Below are 16,661 nucleotides of genomic sequence, written 5' to 3' on the forward strand. Positions count from 1 at the left end.
GATCCATCTGGGCCTGATGCAGGGCGTGCTGGAGGGCCGGGCCGCGCCGCTGGCAGTCGAGCGGCTCGAGGCATTCGTCGAACCCGATCTGTGCCTGGCCCATCTCACCGCGACCGGCAGCGCCGGGCCCGCCACGACGCAGATGGAATCAGCGCAATGACCATCGCCGCGGCCGTTATCACCGCGACCGGGCTCAGCTGGCTCGGTATGGTGCTGGCGATCTCCTTCCTGGAAGCGCCGCTCAAATTCCGGGCGCCCGGCGTCACGGTGCCGATCGGGCTCGGAATCGGACGGCTGGTCTTCCGCGCCCTCAATAGCGTCGAAATCGTTTTTGCGGCAACGATTGTCGTCGCCATCGCGATCGACCCGCCCGGCACCGGCGCCATCACAGCCCTGATGGTCGCCCTCGCAGCACTGCTCGTGCAGTTGACGTTGGTCCGGCCACGGCTGACCCGCCGCAGCGATGCCGTGCTCGCCGGCCACGACGCGCCCCGCTCGCGCGGCCACTACGAGTATGTGATGTTGGAAATCCTGAAAATCGCTGCATTGCTCGGCGGGGCCATCCTGCTACTGGCCCACAGCGTGTCATGAACACCCCTCGCACCGCGGGCCGTCCCGTGTCGACGACACACCCGCCGCGTCGGGGCCACCACCCCACGCCAGGCACCGTCGTGCACATCCTGGCTCTACGACCATGACGGGCTCGGCCGAATCACGCCCCGAACATCCGCGACGCTCCCGCGGTCAGCACCTCGACGCGCTGATGGAACAGATCGCGCATCGCCGCGATCGCCACGACAGGGTAGGCGGGGCGCTCATCGTCGTCGGCATCGACACCTCCGAGTCATCCCCGCATGCGCTCGCCTATGCCGCCGGCGCCGCGCGCCGCATGCATGCCACCCTGCTGGTTGCCTACATCACTACGCTCGGAACCGGTGCCTACCTGACCAGCCTGGCACCGATGGGCGCCGACGCCGACGTCGCACTCGCCGCCGAGCAGATCACCACCGTCCGCGAGTTGGCTACCGAGATCCTCTACGACCTGCCCCTGCCGTGGTCGTTCACCGTCCGTCGCGGCGACCCCGCGGTGGAACTGGCGCGCCTGGCCGAGGAGAACAGTGCCGACAGCCTCATTGTCGGCCAAACGAGAGGCCGATTGCACCGCCTGACCGGGTCCACCGCCGCCCGGCTACTGCGCCGGGCCCGCTGTCCGGTCACTGTGGTGCCGTGATAGCGGGCCGATGCCAAACGATCCGCCTCAGCTGATCGGGTCCAGTGCCAGCGCCTGGCGGCGTTGATGCACGGTCAGATACCGCAGCCCGTGCGGGCCTGCGGTGAACGCGCGGCGCGACCGGCGCGGCAGCCACACCAGCGCACCCGACGTCAACTCCAGCTCACCGAGTTCGGTGGTGAGGGTGCCCGTGCCGTCGAGCACGTGGATCAGCACATCCAGGTCCGGGCCGGTGTGCGCATCGATGCGCCCCCGCGCGGCAAGGCGAATGATATTGGCATCCAGATCGCGTCGGCGCACCGGCAACGTCCATATCGCTCCCGTCGTATCCGGATGCCCCGGCTCAAGGGCGGAGGTGTCGGTCAGGATCCGCGGCAATGACGTCGAGGCCAGCTTCCCAATCCGCACCCGCCACACACGCGGCCCGTCCTCGACGACATCCCAGCTGTACCCACCGGGATGCTCGACATCGAACTCATCGCGCAGATGCCGCGGATAGTGGTTGTTCACCAGCACGAACGACTCTCCGGCAGCCAGGGCGTCGAACCGCGCGAAGATCGCCGGATGCTTGTCCGGCTTGCGCAACTCCCGCACATCCAACTCCGACGGTCCCGTCTGTGTCAGGTCCGTGTCGGGCATGTGACCCACCTCCTATTTTTTACAATATTCTATTGTATAAACTAATCCTGCGATGCACGCCAGCCAAGCCACCCCGGTTATGACACGCGTCATCCACGACCCACCGGCCCGGCCGAGCGGCGACTCGACACAACCGCCCATACCGGAGATTCGAGGAGAATGCGATGACCACCGCGATGCTGCCCCCGATCCATCACCCGCTCGAGATCCCGCAGCGCGCGGTCAGCGTGATCCGCCAGGTGAAAGACGCCGTGTCCGCGTTACCCGCTCCGACACTTCCGCGGGACGTGCTCGCGGCAACGACGGTGGGCGATCTCGCCTTCACTCACGTCATCGACGCCCGCAAAGACCGCGACATCCAGCCGAGCCAAACCTACCGGCGTGGCTGCACTCGATACCGCGCAGCAGCGGTTCGGTGAATGATGCCGGGTTGCACCATCCGCAAATTGCGGAAGTGCCCGGCGTCGCCGCTGGTCGGGATCCGCGATAGATCGCCTGACCGCCAGTGAATCCGCGACGTCCTGTCGACGTTCTGCAAGTCCGTGTGAATCGGCGATCACGAGTGAAATCAATCGTTCCCGCCGTATCGAAAAGTGCAGTTGAACTACGAATTTTCAGTTCGTTGAAACGGAGCAGAACGGGCTGGGCGACAAAGTGGCCCAGTCTATTTGGGTATCGACAGCATCAACACTGTGAACGCCTTCTCGGCATTCCCTGGCTACACCGCCACCCTGACCCAGCGCACCAATCCCGGTGGCGAGGTGACCGTCGGGACAGCGACCGCGGCCGGCAGTATCGGCGGGGCGAATGCGTCGTTCCAATGGACACGCAATGGCGCCGGCTCTACGTCATCATCACCAAAACCAGCGGCGGCTGGGTCAGCCAGGACGGCCCTATCGACGTCAACGTCGTGTGAGGTAGCCGAGTCCTCCCGAACCACGACCGCGATCGTCGACAGCTCATTCTCCTGCCGGAAGTGAGCCTTGGTAACGAGTCGGTGCGGGCGGTCGGTGACCGCATCGAGTGGTGCGGCGACATCGACGGCCGCCCCATCGAACCCGGCGACCCCGCCGCACGGACGTACACCGGTATCGTCGACAGCGTGCACCGGCATCCCGACGACGCCGACCGGATTGTGGCGCATCTCGTGCGCTGCAGGGGAGGGGTAAGCGGCACCTACCTGGCGACCGTGCTGCCGGAGCATCGGCCGGCAGTCGTCGACTCGTAGGCGCTGCCCGGCTTGGCAGACCGTTCGGTCGGGTCTCGTATTGTTGACGTGTGCCCTACAGCAACGGACCGATCGAAGGCGTCAACACGAAAACCAAGCTGATCAAACGACAAATGTACGGGCGGGCCAGCTTTGAGCTACTCCGACACCGGATCCTGCTCGCATAGATGGACCGCCACCGGAAGTGAGCCAGAGCCGTTATCCGACAGTCCCAGTCCCGGTCGTTGTCCGGCGATGCGGTAGCGGCCTGTTCAGCTCGCGTGGCTCACGGCACCGCAGTTCAGCCGAATGACCGGCGTGAAGCCGTCTCGATGTGCGTGTGCGGATGTTGTGCGGATCTATTGTCCGCGTCGATGGGTTGGTCGCGACTGTAAGGTCGCGGCGATGTGTGCGGTCGAAGCTGATGGGGAGGCCGTGGCCTGGAACGAGGGTGTGGGCCTGCATCATCGCGAGATGTAGGGCGGTGTCGTGGGTGAGCTTCTCGTCGTGGTTGAACACCGCGGGGAGGAGTTGGGGTCCGGTGTGAGGCAGCAGTGGATGACCGGTGACGAGGGCGTCTCCGGAGAAGAGCACGCCTTCGGAGGGCATGAGGTAGGCGGTGTGGCCGCTGGTGTGGCCGGGGGTGGGGATCGCGAGAAGCCCGCCGGGCAGTGCCGCCAACGTTGCGGGTTCGCCCGTTTCGGCTCGAGGGACGGCCATGCCGGTGTGGCCGCGGACCGCGCGCAGGGTGTGTGCGACCCAGCGGCGTCCGCGTCGGTTGGCGAGTTGTTTGAGCATGCCGGTGGGGGTGATCTGTTGCAGGTATTCGCGTTTGGCGTGGCGGACCTCTTCGGCGCCGGTGTAGACAGGCATGCCGGCCTGTTCGATGAGTGTCGGGATCGCGCCGATGTGGTCGAGGTGGGCGTGGGTGATGAGCACGGCCCGAACGTCGGCCGGTCGCCGCCCGATCTGGTGGATCGAGTCGAGGACGTCGGCGGTGTCTGCGGGGTATCCGGCGTCTATCACGGTGACCCCGCTACCGTCGTCGATGAGCGCCCAGTTGACGTTGGTGCCGGCTACGACATGGACGGAATCGGAGACTTGATCGATTTTCATGTCGGCCCTACTCGCGGATGTCGTGTTCGATGAGTCCGACGCCGTCGATCTCGAGGCGCAGCTGGTCGCCGGGGGTGAGCCATCGCCCCAGTTCCATCCCGGAACCGCCCGGCAGGGTGCCGCTGGACAGCAGTTCTCCGGGGTAGAGCTGTTCACTGCGGGACACGTGCGCAATGGCCTCGGCCATCGAGTACCGGGCGTCGTGTGTTCCGGTGCGCGCCAGGATTTCTCCGTTGACCATGACCGTGGCAGTCAGTCGGTCGAGGCGAGTGGTGAGGGCCGGCCCGGCGGCCGCGGTCGCCGACATCGAGGTGAGGAAATGTTTGGCTCGTTGCGGACCGAAACCCGAACGCATCTCGGCCAGCTGGACATCGCGGGCGGAGAAGTCGTTGATCACTACCACGGCGGCGATTGCCGCGGCCGCCTCCTCGGTGGTGGCGTCGCGCAGCGGGGCGCCGAGCACGACGCCGAGTTCGAGTTCGAAATCCAATGCCCGCGTGTAGGTCGGGGCGCTGACCGGGACTCCGGAGGGGACGATGGTCAAGGCGTTGGACATGTAGTAGATCGGTTCGCGGTACCACAGCGCGTGCGGCCGGAAGGGCGGAAAAGTGCGTCGGGTCAGTGTCTCGTAGGCGTTGGCGACACGTGCGGCCGCGGGCAGGAAACGACGGGTCAGACCGCGTGCGGCATCGACAGCGTGCTTTTCGAAGATCATGAAGTCGCGGAAGGACGCCGGGCATATCGGCAGAACAACGGCGCCGTCGCCCAGCCCGAGTGTGTCGTAGCGCGCTATTTCGAATGCGGTGGTGAACGCGGGCTCGATCACCGAGAATCCTTGACCGGCATCGGATTCGGTGTAGGTGCGCCAGCCGGTGCCGCTGTCGACCTGGGTGTCGATGTGGCGTGCACTTCTATTGAGGACGCGTCGTAGCCGTGGGAGCGGGTCGACGGCGGTGTCGTGTGGTTGGTTCACGCGGTGACCTCGGCGTGGGCGATCAGGTGATCGTGAAAGAACTTCGCCGACAGTGCCGTCCACTGCTCGGCATGGCCCATGGCACAGTGGTCGTCGTCGGCGTAGAGCACCAGTTGTGCTTGCGGTGCGGCGATGGCGATATCGATCGAGTCCTGGGTGTCGGCGAGGGTGTCGCGGGCGCCGTTGATCACCAGCAACGGGATGTCGATGTGTCGATAGTGCCGGGCGAGTGAGAATTCCGCCAGTTTGCTCGACAGGTCCAGGGGACTGCCGGCACCGAGCGTCGAGACCAGTGTCGAGACCATGATCTCGGGCATCCCGATCGCGTTGAGCGGCCCGAAGCTGCGGTCGGCGAGCGGGCCGTTGGATACCGCGACCGTCAACCGGGGGTCGACGGCGGCCATGCGGGTCGACCAATAGGCCCCGAAGCTGAAGCCCAGCATGCCGATCCGCTGCGGATCTATCCGCGGGTCGGCGCACAGATGGTCGATGACACCGGAGTAGATGTTCTCGGCGGCGGTGGTCAGCGGCTCGGTGTAGGAGAAGGTGCCGGGCATCTCCATCACGAACACACCCAGCCCGCTGTCGCGGAGATACAGCAGCGGCAGCAGCGCCTCGGCGACCGTGCCTTCCAGGCCGTTGGTGACCAGGATCGTCGGCGCCGACACAGCACCGGCCGGCAACATCAGCATGCCGCGCACGGTCTGGGTGCCGACCCGGATCCGCACCACTTCGATCACCCCCATCGCAGCATCGAGCGAACCCACCAGCACCTCACACAGCCGCCACGAACGTTCGTAGGCGGCCAGCCTGGCCGGGCTCCACCCGGGCCAAGCGGCAACGAACTCGTACGTCAGCGCCTTGATCAGCCCGTCGATCGCGACCGCGGCATCGGCGTCATCGGGACGGGCAGCGCAGAACCGCTCGACCGCTTCGGGATCGGCCACCGGCCCGCGGTCGGCCAGGATCGTCACCGCGGGTGCCAGCAACTTTCCCAGAGCGGGCAGATCCGGCGTCGCTGCTGGGTCGAGCAACTGTTCGGTCGTCGGTCCGCCCAGGCGCAGCAAGGCCGCGTCGGCCCGCGCGAGATGCTGATGGGCGAAGCCTTCCCAATGCCCGGCCCAGCGCGCGTCGTCGAACGACCGGCACTCATGTAATTGGCGCCGGAATTCCTCGGGGTCGATCCCCCCGAGGTGGGTGAACCTGTCGGCGAACAACCGGGGTAGGAACGCGGCCACACCGACCCGGCGCGCCGCCCGCTCGGTGGTGTGAGTCATCGCGCGCGCACTGATGAGCACCCGTTTGCCGAGCTCCCGCACTGACGTCATTGTTGTGCCTCCCGATCCTGAAAATGCAGAATGTTCTGCTTTTGTGAGCGTAGGCGCAGCCGCCAGTCAAAAGCAAGAAGTTCTGCTTTAAGATCGGGCTATGTCGGTAGCCGAGAACGTCGAGCCGCTGCGCCGGCCCGGAGGCCGGGCCGCGAAGGTGCGCGAAGCCGTGCATCGAGCCGTGCTCGAAGCCGTCGAGGAACACGGCGTGGACAAGGTCGGCATCCCCGATATCAGCCGCCGCGCGGGCGTGCGTGACAGTTCCATCTACCGACGCTGGGGAACACGAGAGAACCTGGTGCTCGACGTGATGCTCAGCGTCAGCGAACGCACGCTCCCGCTACCGGACACCGGCTCGCTGCGCGCAGACCTCACCCTTTTCGCCACCGCGCTCATCGCCTACCTCGACACCCCGCTGGGCACGGGCGTGGCGCGCGCTCTCGCGTTCATCACCGACTCCGAACAAGTCGCCGAAGCGCGAAAAGCCTTCTGGGACAAACGCTACGAAGCCAACCAGGCGATGGTGACCCGGGCCGTCGAGCGCGGCGAGCTGCCCGCCGGCACCGACGCCAAGACAGTCATCGAAACCCTGATCGCGCCGATCCACTTCCGCCGCTTCCTCACTCACGAACCGATGGACGACCGGTTCGTAGACCAGCACGTCACCCGGGTGATCCGCGCACTGCAATCCGACCCGACCGGATAAGCGACGCCCGATCGCGGGGCGCGCCCCTGCCTCGAGGACGGCACATCTCGGCCGACAATCAATCGTCCCGCGGCCGGAACGTCCAGGAAGTCATAACTCTCACTGAACGGCAGTTCGGCTACCGCTGGAATCGGCTTCGGACATCGACACGCTCACCAGCCGCTGGCCTCCGATTCGCCCGCTTATCGGGGGTCAGGTTCCGCGTCGGCTGGATCGAGGCGGAGACCATCATGGTCGAACCGAAGCGGCTGGGGGATTAAGGGAAGCGGTTGTCCTTTGTCCCGCAACCTCATTCCCAGTCGGTCGAATGTAGGGCTACAAAGTCGGGCTGGCAACGATGACGCTGCTTTGGAACCCGGGTTGGTAGCCGCGCTCGTCTCGATGTGAAGTCTCGCTACCCTGCGGGTGGCTCAAGGCGCGGGGGCGAGCCGAAGTTTGTTCCGGCTCAGGTGTTAATGCCTCGCGTGGCGCCAAATGGCTAGAATGATTTAAGGCGACGCGCAGCGCCGACGACCTCGGACAGCGGCACATTCGGGTTCGCGGCGGCAGCCCCCTTCGGTGCCGAAGGGTACGGTCTCGGCGATCGCTGACAGGGTGTCGCGGATAGTTCGGGCGTTTGGGTTTTGCTATCGGGAAGGGGGCCCTAGGAGAGGGAGGACGACCGTGCATGTCGGTGGGGTGGCGTGGGCGGGGTCGAGTGCGTCGAGTACTTCGTGTATCGCTACTGGATCCGATGTCAGCTCGTTGTGTTCGGTGAAGTCGGTCGGGCAAAGATCTTGTAGTACAACGTTGTGCACGTTGGGGCCGTCGAGAAGGCCTGTGGTGTAGGGGGTGGCGATCTGGTCGTAGCGGGTGACGATCATGGTGAACGGGATCGCCGGTGTGGCATCGGGGTTCGGTTCGAGGTCTTGCAGGAACGGTGCCCCGGGTGACAGCTGACACGGTCCGCAGTGACGGGTGGCCGCCGCGCCGCTCCCGGTGGATTCCACCAGCGGCTGCACACCGGCGAGACCGCTGACCGTCGATCCGTGCAGGGGGGCGGCCAGTGCGACGTAACGGCCGATCTTCGACGCCCCGCCGAGTCGGCTCAGGTAGTAGTAGGCCACCGCCCCGCCTATCGAATGACTCACCAAGTCAACCTGTTTCGCCCCCGTGGCGGCCTCGACCCGATCTATGAAGTTGCCGATCTGTGTGGCGCTGTCCTGCACGGGAGCGGTGGCGCCGATCGGGCCCAGCCCCTCGGATCCGTAGGTGGTGGTGTACACGCAGTAGCCGGCGTCGGCCAACACTGGCGACAGTGTATTCCAGCTGATGGTGTCGTTCGACAATCCGTGGAGCAGCACAACGGGATTCGGATGTGCTGCGGTCTGCCGGCACGACCGATCGTTGGCCCCAGGAGGCGATTGCCCCGGTCCGGTCAACTCGGCCTGCACACCACCCAGATAGCTGTAGGAGGGGGCGGGATCGGGTACATGATCGTCGGCCACGGCTGGACCGGCTGTTGTCACGAGCACCGTAGCAGCCAGCGTGGCAACGGATATCACTCGTCGCATCGACGCACTCCTTCGTTTGTATAGCCGGTCAGCAGTCCTTCCGCCCCCGCCGCGGAAGGAATGACCGACCGGCCGGTCATAATGTAGCATCGGGATACGCTGGCGGCAGCCTGAGAGAGGAGAGCGGTCATGGCCCGACCCTCGGAGCCCGGTCGTAGGGCGCTGTTGGACGCCGGTTCTGTGGTGGCCGAGCGTGCGGGACTGCGGGGGCTATCGGTCAACGCTGTGGTTGCGGCGGCGGGAATGTCCAAAGGCAGCTTCTATCACCATTTTTCGGACCGACGTAGTTACATGATCGCCCTGCACCGCCGCTACCACGATGTTCTGGCCGAAGCGATCCTCGCCGAAATCGGCGATCTCGCCCCGGGTTTTTCCCGTCTTGCCGCTGGCGTCACTTCGTATCTGGATGCATGTTTGCGGACGCGCGGTACGAAAGCCTTTCTTGCTCAGTCGCGTACCGACACCGACTTGCTCGATGAGGTCCATGCGCGCAATCGAGCAGTGGCAGCAGTCATCGAGCCGGATCTACGGGCTATCGGGTGGGACGATCCTGCGGCCGTCGCGCACCTGGTCGTCGCGATGGTCGCCGAAATCGCTTTGGCCGAACTGTATGCCGATGAGCCGCAGCCGACTCTGCGTTCAGCGGTGATCGGCCTTATCAACAGGGAGTAGGCGCAGCTCGCGCAACACCGACCGGCAACACCGCCGACTTCGTGCTGACCTCGGTCTCGAACGGTATGGCTCAGAGGGAGCCGTCGCCGCCCCTTCGGGCACGTCTGCACCGGCCAGTCTGTCACTGCGTCCGCTGCGGGTTTTCGCGTAGGCGACGAGTTTGGGTTCGGGGTTCCTCGGGTCGTGTGGTCATGCGGTGCGGGTCGAGCGCCACGCCGGCGAGTTCGAGATCGTGCGCAGGGCGAAGGAGTCGCACATCGCTTGACCGGCCTTTCGGAGGGAGGCTGCCTCATCCCCAGTGATTCCGCGACGTCCTGTCGACGTCCTGTAGGTCCGAGTGAATCGGCGACCCGACTGAATCCGATTGTTCCGGCCGTATCGAGAATCCCGTTGAACTGCGGATTTGCGATTCGTCAGAACCGAGAAGAACGGGCCGAACGAGGAACTGCTCCAGCCTATTTGCGTATCGATCGCATGGAGTCGATGCTACTGATGACCGGTTGGTTTTGTCCGGCGAAGCGGCGCGACCTGCGGGTTCGCGGTTGTTGGTGCGAATCGAGGGGTAGGGGCCGTGACGTCCGGGGGCATTCATCGATCGGTTCCGCATCACTCGTCCGCCGGCTGTCTGTGAGCAACGCGTGCAGCCCATGCGGGGAGTCGCGCTCGATCAGCAAACTCGCCAGCTTCACGTCACGGTGCAGCACTCCGTGCGCGTGTGTGTAGTCCAGCGCTTCTGCGGCATCGGCGATCAGCTCGATGACGAGCCCCAACCTCCAGGCCGCGCGGAGAAGCGACGAGTTCGGATGATCAAGGCGCGCCGCCGAATACACCTGTTACCGTGCAGAGGCGGTGGCCATGGGCAACTCCATGGTCGCGAGTCGCGGAGGGCTGTGAACACCATAGGGCTCCATCCGGCACAAGGTGGGTGGAACCGTGGGCGGACTTCGACAAGACTGGCCCTATGCACTACGTCGGCCGAGTTCCTGCGCCGCCGTTGGATCAGTTCGTCGATGATATCTACTGTCTGACGGGGGTACCGCGGCACCGACGGATGAATGTGCCGTCGATGCCATCGGCGCATTTGTTTCTCAACCTGGCTGGACCGATTCGGCTGTGGGATCCGGATTCCTCGGCGGTGCCCGCCCTGTTCGTCAATGGATGGTTCATGGGCGCGTGTGGACCAGGCGGTTCGTGGTCGAGTATCCCGACCGGGTGCGGGTTGTGGGGGTGCATTTCAAGCCCTGGGGACTTTCGCCGTTCATCGGTATGCCCGCGACTGAGCTGCGGGACCGATGGGTCCCGGTCGACGCTGTCTGGCAACGGTCGGTGGAGCGAATCCGAAATCAGGTCGGTGACGGCGCATCTGTCGACGAGATGCTGGGGGTAGTGGAGCGGGAGTTGCGTTCGCGGTTGCCCGAGGACTGGCCTCGAGGCCTCGACCTGGTCCGGCACGCGGGCACGAGGTTGGTGGCTTCGCGCGGCACCGTGTCGGTCGGTGCGTTGATCGACGCGATGGGCGTGAGCGGCAATCACCTTGCCGCACAGTTCAAGTCACATGTCGGGATCACCCCGAAGCCTATGGCGCGGATCTACCGATTCGCGCGGCTCATAGTGTCCGTCGACGCCGAGCACCCAGTCGACTGGGCGGAGGTGGCGCACTCGGCGGGCTACTTCGACCAGGCGCATTTCAGTCGGGAGTTCAAGGCCTTCACCGGCCGTACCCCGACCGAATACTTGGCCCTGCGTCGCCGGTTCCCTGTCGATCGGGGCTTTCCGCCCGATCTCGGATCGATGCCCGCCGATTGATTTTTTACAAGCCGCACCGCGCTGGGCTCGACAAGATCGGATAAGACAACGTACGAGCCTCGAGGAGCATCAGTGGGTACCGTAATCATGCACAATGTCGTCTCGGTTGACGGTTACATCGCCGACAAGAACGACGACGTCGGCCCGCTGCACGACTGGTACTTCAACGGTGACACGCCCATCACGGCCGGCATGGACGAAGTATTCGACCATTCCGGAACCGGCAGCCGCTTCAAGGTCCCCGCCGCCTCAGCCGAATATGTTCGCGCCATGTGGGAATCGATCGGCGCCATCGTCATGGGCCGTACCCTCTTCGACCTGGTGAACGGCTGGGAGGGCCGTCCGCCCGCGGGCGAGCACGTGGTTGTCGTCTCACACCGCCCCAAACCCGACAACTGGCACCCCGAAGCCTCCTACCATTTCGTCGACGACGTGACCGCTGCGGTAGCCACGGCCCGCGAGTTGTCCGCCGACCGAAACGTCGCTGTGAATGCCGGCGAGGTAGGCGGCCAGATCCTTGCGGCCGGCTTGGTCGACGAAGTAGCGATGGACGTGGTGCCGGTCGTATTCGGTTCTGGCAAGCCCTATTTCGGTGGCATCGACGGTCGACACCACCTCGAGGATCCGCATGTGATCATCCGTGGCGAGGGCGTACTTCACCTGGGGTTCCGAGTCCGCAACTAGCCGTGTGCACCGGGCAACTCACGCACGCGATGGGATCCCCGCCTCCTCGGTGCGGTGCGTGCCTGGTGTAATCAGCCGGTCGCCCGCCGCCGGCTGCAAGCGCATGACCGTCGCCCATCGTGGAATTGGTTGTGGCTGTTGCTCTTCCTTGCCCGCTCTGGCGCTATTGGGGGTTGGCCGCGGACTCTCTCGGTGCCGGTCAGCCGCTGACGTGGGCGGTGTTGTCGAGCCATTGCAGCCTCTGCCCGGTGCCGTGCAGGGTGTGGGCGGACTCAGGCCGCTGCGTGGTCGAAAGGTAGTCGATTGCAGACGAATTGACGTGTGTGGTGAGGTTCGGCTCTGGCGCCGATCTCGTTCACGGTGTTGTGTGGTCGCCCGTGGAATTCAGCACGGTCGCGATCAGCGCGGTACCTTCGCCGGTGCGGCCGCCCGGACCCGGCTGATAGACAACCGATTCCGGCGTCAGCTCGCCGCCGCAGCCATCGCATGTCACCTTCGCCTCGACTCGATGACCGCACGTGCGATGGTGCAGAACCAGCGGCGGCCCCTCGGCCCCGGATTCCCATTTATCACCCCACGCCATGAGGGCGAACAGCACCGGAATCAACTCCTGACCCTTGTCGGTCAGGTGGTATTCGTATCGGTCGGGCCGCTGCTCGTACCGGTGACGGCGCAGTACTCCCTGGTCCACCAGCCGCTGCAATCGCTGGCTCAGCACGTTGGTGGCGATACCGAGGTCGCGCTGCAACTCCTCGAAACGCCGCAGGCCCAGTGCCGCATCGCGAAGGATCAGCAGGGTCCACGAGTCTCCGACGATCGACGCCGAACGCGCGATCGAGCACGCGATCTCGTGGAAGTTCTTTCGCCCCATCTTCCAGTCCCTTGCTTTAAGCAAGCTAGCTGCTTACAGTCGTTTTATGTATCACACCATCGTACGGTTCCTGGTCCGGAGAACGTGGCGCCGCACCGGCTCGGGCGATCACGAGGCCGCCGTGGCGATGGCGGCGCCAGACCTGCGATTCCGTTTTCTCGGCGATACCCCGCTCGGTGCCGACCTGCGCGGACCGGAGGCGTTCCGCGATTGGTTCGCTCGCTTCGATCAACTGCTGCCCGGACTGCGCCTGGAATTGGTGGATGTGGTCTCCGGCGGCCCGCCCTGGAGAACGAAGGTCGCGGTCCAGCTGGAGGTGAGCGGAACCCTGGCCGACGGCAGCGGTTACCGCAACACCGCGATGCAGTGGCTCACCCTGCGCTGGGGCAAGCTGGTGGACGATCTGGTCCTGGAGGACACCCTGACCCTGCAACGCGCCCTCGGCCGGCAGCAGGCAGACGGGGCGATCGCCCGATCGCTGTGAGGCGGTCGGCAACACCCGATCGACGACCTCCACGTCGCCACCACGAAGCCGCTCAGCAGCCGCACCGGATCATCATCGTCGACGACGACATCGTCGGGAGTGCCTCGGGCCGGCGCGAACCCAGCACGAAGACCTGCAAATCCGGCCGGGGCCACCGATCGGCAGTCAGCCCAGGCTCGAAGGTCGTGCGGCCCATTCGAGAGAGCCTCGCAGGTCCGCAGGAATTCGGCGATTCCGTGACTGCCCGGGGCGAACTGTGTTGGACGGCAGCGGCTTACGCGAATTCTTGCTGACGCCGCGGCGTAACGGGGGGCTGGTACGGATCGATACCCGTGCGAACGGTTGCGGTATCGGACTCGAGGGGGACTCATGCGTACCAAGTCACTGATTGTTGCCGGCTTCGCGGCGAGCGTCGCCATCACCGTCAGCGGTTGCGGCCCGGCCTCCACTCCCGGGTCGCTGTCCACAACCACTCCGGCGGCCCAAACTTCGCAGCCGCCAGCACGAACCGGACAACCCGCCCAATCGAGACACGCGACCGAGCCCGGCGGCAGCGTCCCCGAGACGGCCGAGGCTACGGTTGTGCCGGCGCCCGGAACCGCCGCCGCCGACCCGGCTACTCCCGCCGACACCGCATTCCCGAAGTGTGTGACCGCCCAACTCCGTCTGGATAAGGGGGTCGGCGGCCCGGTGGGAGGGGACTGGTTCCTACGGTTCATCAACTCCAGCTCGCGAACCTGTGTCCTGCAAGGTTTCCCGGGTGTCTCGCAAACCAACGGCCCCAGCGATGACCCGGTGGGCGAGCCCGCCGTGCGGGACGAGGGTCCGCAGGCGCCCAAGCCCGCGCCGGTCACGCTCACACCGGGCGGGGCAGCTCAATTCGAGTTCATCACCTATCCCAAGCAGATCAACGATTGCGCAGCCCTGCGCACCACCACCCTGCGCGTCTACCCGCCCGACAACACCGAATCGCTGTGGCTGCCCTGGGACAACCTGATCTGCCCGAGCCCGCAGCGCATGCTCGTCGTCCGCGCGATCACGCCGCTGTAGGCGCTGCTGCTGATAGGTCCTTCCTCCCACGATGGGATCCCGGCCTTCCCGTTGCCTGTGCGGGAAGGTCGCAGGCGGTGCCCACAGCGATCGCCGGTGCGGCAACCGGAAGGTGATGTCGGGACGGCAAGCCGTTGCACCCGTGCGCTTTTCGCGAGATCGGTCTGGTCTGGCCCGCAGACCGGCCGCGGCCCGATCGTCCTCACCGCGTGACGGGCTTCGGGCCCGGTTGCGGGCCGGTGTTCAGCTGTTCGGGTAACACGGTGAAGTGGCGGACGAAACCGGACAGGACGGGCAGGTCCTTGGGTGTGGTCCACTCGCCGAGCAGGTCGCCGGTGACGGTGTCGCTGTAGAGATAGTGACCGTGCGTGGGTTCGTCGAGGTCGTAGGCATCCAGGTAGATCCGCCATCGGCCGTCGGGGAGCGGGATCACGCACTGTCCCTCGCGCGGTTGTCCCGGGCCCGGTCCGCCCCAGCGCGCCCAGTTCCCGGTTCGCGCGAACGTGTACGGGCCGACCAGGCGGTCGGCCACCGCGACCTCGACGTTCTTGGTCGATTCGTTCTTGACGAACGCGTAGTAGCGTCCCTGCGACAACTTGACCGTGGTGTCGATGTAGCCGAGGCCGCCCGGTGCGGGAATGACGCCTGCCAGCGGTATGGGCGTGGTCCAATGCAGCCGGCTCAGCGATGAGGTGGTCGCGGTCATGACGCAGGGCCGGAAAACCGTGCCGTCGTTGATGTTCACCAGGACGCTGACCGTGCCGTCACGGTCGACGAACCATTCCGGCGCCCAGGTATGGGTGACACCATCGAACGGAATTGTGTACTCGTACAGGAACTCCCAGTTGATCCGGTCGCGGCTGCGCGCGAACCCGATGGTGTTGCCGTCCCATGCGGTCGTGTACGTCACGTAGTACTCGCCGTCGATGTGACGAAAGACGCTGGGGTCGCGGCACAAGCCCTTCTTGGTGGTGGCCGCCGCTGCCGGGGTGTCGGCGGGGTCGGCGTCCGGCGGACGGTAGGCGTCGGCCTGGACGAGCCGGAAATTCGTTGCGTCGGTGGATTCGTAGACCCACATGTCGGTCTGGCTGGCGTTGGTGAACGCCGTCATCGTGTATCGGATCGGCGGGGCGGCGGCCACGGCGCGTCGGGATGCCACAGCGCTCAACGGTACGCTCGCTGCCAGGGCGAGCATCGCTCTGCGGGACAGCCCGATCGACGTCATATACGGATTATTCAGCCCGTGAACGCTGAATGATTGCTGACACACCGCGCGTGGTGAGTAGGTCGATATGCGAAAGAACGGCCGAGTGGGCCGTCTACCTCTGGTGCGTCAGGGCGCAAGGGTTGTGTTCGTTGGTGCGGTGGTGATGAAGCGGTGCTTGTAGTCGGTGGGGGTCAACCCGAGGTGGCGGGCGAAGGCGCGACGGAGGGTTTCGTCGGTGCCCAGCCCGCTGCGGTGCGCGGTGGCGGTGACGGTGTATCCCTGCAGCAACAGTTGCTGGGCGTGCTCCACACGCACGCGTTCGAGCCAGCGCGCGGGTGTGGAACCGATGTCGGCGTGGAAGAGTCGCGTGAGATGTCGCGGGCTCACGCCTGCGACCGCGGCCATGGTGGCGGTGGTGTGCGCACCGGCGGGGTCGGTGAGTACGGAGTCGATGGCCGCACGCAGGGGCTCGGTGCGCACGGGCGGGGTGGACAGGGCGTGGGAGAACTGCGACTGGCCCCCGGGCCGCTGCATGAACATGACCAATTCCTGTGCCACGGTCCGGGCCACGCCGGCTCCGTGGTCGTGCTCGAGCAGCGCGAGAGTCATGTCGATACCGGCACTGATACCCGCGGAGGTGAGATAGCGGCCATCGTGCACGTGCAAAGCGTCGGTCTCGACCTGGATGCGCGGGAACCGGCGTGCGAGGGTGCCGGTGTGGCGCCAGTGGGTGGTGGCGCGGTGACCATCGAGTAGTCCCAGCTCGGCGAGCACGAACGCTCCCGTGCAGACCGAGGCCACCCGCTGGGCGCTGTCGGCGAGCCGGGCTGCGGCGGTGAGCAGGGCGGAGTCGAGCGCCCCGTCGGTGAGCGCGCCGCCGGCGACGATGAGCGTCTCCGGTGTCGCGGCATCGGCTGCCGCGGTGCTCGAGAGCCGCACACCTGCCGACGTCGTGACCATTCCCCCGGCAGGAGAGACGATATCGACCTCGTAGGGGTGGCCCAGCGCGGTCGCTTCGTGCAGCACTTCGCCCGGTCCGCTCATATCCAGCAGCGTCACTCCGTCGAACACCAGGATCGCTATTCGATGAGCCGTTGTCTCGCCGCTCACCTCATGTCCGTATCTGTGGTTCTT

At 65.8% G+C, this 16,661-nt stretch carries 18 protein-coding genes and 2 pseudogenes; 12 read left to right on the top strand and 8 right to left on the bottom strand.

What is annotated here, in order from left to right; all coding sequences use genetic code 11:
• Positions 1-156: 156 nt before the first annotated feature.
• Together A5780_RS28440 and A5780_RS28445 are read left to right on the top strand one after the other, a co-directional pair.
• On the top strand, positions 157-591 hold the full coding sequence (locus tag A5780_RS28440) for a hypothetical protein (protein ID WP_064910321.1): 435 nt from the start codon (positions 157-159) through the stop codon (positions 589-591).
• A 103-nt stretch (positions 592-694) separates the two neighbouring features.
• Entirely contained in the window at positions 695-1,231 is a 537-nt protein-coding gene (locus tag A5780_RS28445; protein WP_063017162.1) for a universal stress protein, read from the top strand.
• A gap of 27 nt (positions 1,232-1,258) precedes the next feature.
• Here the strand turns inward: A5780_RS28445 and A5780_RS28450 are convergent, their stop codons facing one another.
• On the bottom strand, positions 1,259-1,870 hold the full coding sequence (locus tag A5780_RS28450) for a DUF2249 domain-containing protein (RefSeq protein ID WP_064901853.1): 612 nt from the start codon (positions 1,868-1,870) through the stop codon (positions 1,259-1,261).
• A gap of 164 nt (positions 1,871-2,034) precedes the next feature.
• On the opposite strand from A5780_RS28450, the gene A5780_RS28455 reads away from it, so the two are divergent.
• The 3 genes and pseudogenes from A5780_RS28455 to A5780_RS39495 form a co-directional block, all read left to right on the top strand.
• Positions 2,035-2,289 carry a hypothetical protein gene (locus A5780_RS28455; RefSeq protein WP_064910323.1) on the top strand — a complete coding sequence of 85 codons (255 nt, stop codon included), beginning with the start codon at positions 2,035-2,037 and terminating at the stop codon, positions 2,287-2,289.
• Between the two features lie 557 nt (positions 2,290-2,846).
• The gene (locus A5780_RS28460; RefSeq protein ID WP_064910325.1) at positions 2,847-3,098 is read left to right on the top strand and encodes a hypothetical protein; all 252 of its coding nucleotides are present in this window, start codon (positions 2,847-2,849) and stop codon (positions 3,096-3,098) included.
• Between the two features lie 50 nt (positions 3,099-3,148).
• A pseudogene (locus A5780_RS39495) lies at positions 3,149-3,265 on the top strand (transposase); the annotation flags it as partial.
• Between the two features lie 31 nt (positions 3,266-3,296).
• Here the strand turns inward: A5780_RS39495 and A5780_RS28465 are convergent.
• From A5780_RS28465 to A5780_RS28475, 3 genes are read right to left on the bottom strand one after another with little or no spacing between them, the layout of a single operon-like run.
• On the bottom strand, positions 3,297-4,193 hold the full coding sequence (locus tag A5780_RS28465; protein ID WP_064910327.1) for an MBL fold metallo-hydrolase: 897 nt from the start codon (positions 4,191-4,193) through the stop codon (positions 3,297-3,299).
• Between the two features lie 7 nt (positions 4,194-4,200).
• Positions 4,201-5,166 carry a fumarylacetoacetate hydrolase family protein gene (locus A5780_RS28470; protein WP_064910329.1) on the bottom strand — a complete coding sequence of 322 codons (966 nt, stop codon included), beginning with the start codon at positions 5,164-5,166 and terminating at the stop codon, positions 4,201-4,203.
• Positions 5,163-6,494 carry a S9 family peptidase gene (locus tag A5780_RS28475; protein WP_064910331.1) on the bottom strand — a complete coding sequence of 444 codons (1,332 nt, stop codon included), beginning with the start codon at positions 6,492-6,494 and terminating at the stop codon, positions 5,163-5,165. The genes A5780_RS28470 and A5780_RS28475 overlap by 4 nt, the downstream gene beginning before the upstream one ends.
• Positions 6,495-6,594: 100 nt before the next feature.
• Here A5780_RS28475 and A5780_RS28480 point away from each other — a divergent pair, with 100 nt between their 5' ends.
• A complete protein-coding gene (locus tag A5780_RS28480) occupies positions 6,595-7,200 on the top strand; it encodes a TetR/AcrR family transcriptional regulator (RefSeq protein WP_064910333.1) in 606 nt (201 codons plus the stop codon).
• A gap of 626 nt (positions 7,201-7,826) precedes the next feature.
• Here A5780_RS28480 and A5780_RS28485 read toward each other — a convergent pair.
• A complete protein-coding gene (locus tag A5780_RS28485; protein WP_064910335.1) occupies positions 7,827-8,753 on the bottom strand; it encodes a triacylglycerol lipase in 927 nt (308 codons plus the stop codon).
• A gap of 129 nt (positions 8,754-8,882) precedes the next feature.
• On the opposite strand from A5780_RS28485, the gene A5780_RS28490 reads away from it, so the two are divergent.
• From A5780_RS28490 to A5780_RS28505, 4 genes and pseudogenes are all read left to right on the top strand, one after another.
• Complete coding sequence (locus A5780_RS28490) at positions 8,883-9,425, top strand: TetR/AcrR family transcriptional regulator (protein ID WP_030518910.1); 543 nt, start codon at positions 8,883-8,885, stop codon at positions 9,423-9,425.
• Positions 9,426-10,583: 1,158 nt separating this feature from the next.
• A pseudogene (locus A5780_RS43275) lies at positions 10,584-10,664 on the top strand (hypothetical protein); the annotation flags it as partial.
• A 171-nt stretch (positions 10,665-10,835) separates the two neighbouring features.
• A complete protein-coding gene (locus A5780_RS41400; RefSeq protein WP_197521901.1) occupies positions 10,836-11,231 on the top strand; it encodes a helix-turn-helix domain-containing protein in 396 nt (131 codons plus the stop codon).
• A 72-nt stretch (positions 11,232-11,303) separates the two neighbouring features.
• The gene (locus A5780_RS28505; RefSeq protein ID WP_064910339.1) at positions 11,304-11,915 is read left to right on the top strand and encodes a dihydrofolate reductase family protein; all 612 of its coding nucleotides are present in this window, start codon (positions 11,304-11,306) and stop codon (positions 11,913-11,915) included.
• Positions 11,916-12,270: 355 nt separating this feature from the next.
• Here the strand turns inward: A5780_RS28505 and A5780_RS28510 are convergent, their stop codons facing one another.
• Positions 12,271-12,786, bottom strand: coding sequence for a helix-turn-helix domain-containing protein (locus A5780_RS28510; protein WP_064910341.1), 516 nt, complete (start codon positions 12,784-12,786; stop codon positions 12,271-12,273).
• Between the two features lie 46 nt (positions 12,787-12,832).
• Here A5780_RS28510 and A5780_RS28515 point away from each other — a divergent pair, with 46 nt between their 5' ends.
• Positions 12,833-13,270, top strand: a complete 438-nt coding sequence (locus A5780_RS28515; RefSeq protein WP_064902500.1) for a nuclear transport factor 2 family protein — start codon at positions 12,833-12,835, stop codon at positions 13,268-13,270.
• A gap of 369 nt (positions 13,271-13,639) precedes the next feature.
• Complete coding sequence (locus tag A5780_RS28520) at positions 13,640-14,320, top strand: DUF4232 domain-containing protein (protein ID WP_156769704.1); 681 nt, start codon at positions 13,640-13,642, stop codon at positions 14,318-14,320.
• A 202-nt stretch (positions 14,321-14,522) separates the two neighbouring features.
• Here the strand turns inward: A5780_RS28520 and A5780_RS28525 are convergent, their stop codons facing one another.
• Together A5780_RS28525 and A5780_RS28530 are read right to left on the bottom strand one after the other, a co-directional pair.
• Complete coding sequence (locus tag A5780_RS28525; RefSeq protein ID WP_231983130.1) at positions 14,523-15,479, bottom strand: glycoside hydrolase; 957 nt, start codon at positions 15,477-15,479, stop codon at positions 14,523-14,525.
• 174 nt (positions 15,480-15,653) lie between these two features.
• Positions 15,654-16,637 carry a GlxA family transcriptional regulator gene (locus A5780_RS28530; protein ID WP_231983131.1) on the bottom strand — a complete coding sequence of 328 codons (984 nt, stop codon included), beginning with the start codon at positions 16,635-16,637 and terminating at the stop codon, positions 15,654-15,656.
• Between the last annotated feature and the right edge of the window lie 24 nt (positions 16,638-16,661).

Source organism: Nocardia sp. 852002-20019_SCH5090214 (assembly GCF_001665865.1).
GTDB lineage: Bacteria > Actinomycetota > Actinomycetes > Mycobacteriales > Mycobacteriaceae > Nocardia > Nocardia nova.

Excerpts from the sequence above, each read along its gene's own strand:
- A5780_RS28440 (WP_064910321.1), top strand. The coding sequence starts at position 157 with ATGACCATCGCCGCGGCCGTTATCACCGCGACCGGGCTCAGCTGGCTC.
- A5780_RS28445 (WP_063017162.1), top strand. The coding sequence starts at position 695 with ATGACGGGCTCGGCCGAATCACGCCCCGAACATCCGCGACGCTCCCGC.
- A5780_RS28450 (WP_064901853.1), bottom strand. The coding sequence starts at position 1,870 with ATGCCCGACACGGACCTGACACAGACGGGACCGTCGGAGTTGGATGTG.
- A5780_RS28455 (WP_064910323.1), top strand. The coding sequence starts at position 2,035 with ATGACCACCGCGATGCTGCCCCCGATCCATCACCCGCTCGAGATCCCG.
- A5780_RS28465 (WP_064910327.1), bottom strand. The coding sequence starts at position 4,193 with ATGAAAATCGATCAAGTCTCCGATTCCGTCCATGTCGTAGCCGGCACC.
- A5780_RS28475 (WP_064910331.1), bottom strand. The coding sequence starts at position 6,494 with ATGACGTCAGTGCGGGAGCTCGGCAAACGGGTGCTCATCAGTGCGCGC.
- A5780_RS28480 (WP_064910333.1), top strand. The coding sequence starts at position 6,595 with ATGTCGGTAGCCGAGAACGTCGAGCCGCTGCGCCGGCCCGGAGGCCGG.
- A5780_RS28485 (WP_064910335.1), bottom strand. The coding sequence starts at position 8,753 with ATGCGACGAGTGATATCCGTTGCCACGCTGGCTGCTACGGTGCTCGTG.
- A5780_RS28490 (WP_030518910.1), top strand. The coding sequence starts at position 8,883 with ATGGCCCGACCCTCGGAGCCCGGTCGTAGGGCGCTGTTGGACGCCGGT.
- A5780_RS28510 (WP_064910341.1), bottom strand. The coding sequence starts at position 12,786 with ATGGGGCGAAAGAACTTCCACGAGATCGCGTGCTCGATCGCGCGTTCG.
- A5780_RS28515 (WP_064902500.1), top strand. The coding sequence starts at position 12,833 with ATGTATCACACCATCGTACGGTTCCTGGTCCGGAGAACGTGGCGCCGC.
- A5780_RS28520 (WP_156769704.1), top strand. The coding sequence starts at position 13,640 with ATGCGTACCAAGTCACTGATTGTTGCCGGCTTCGCGGCGAGCGTCGCC.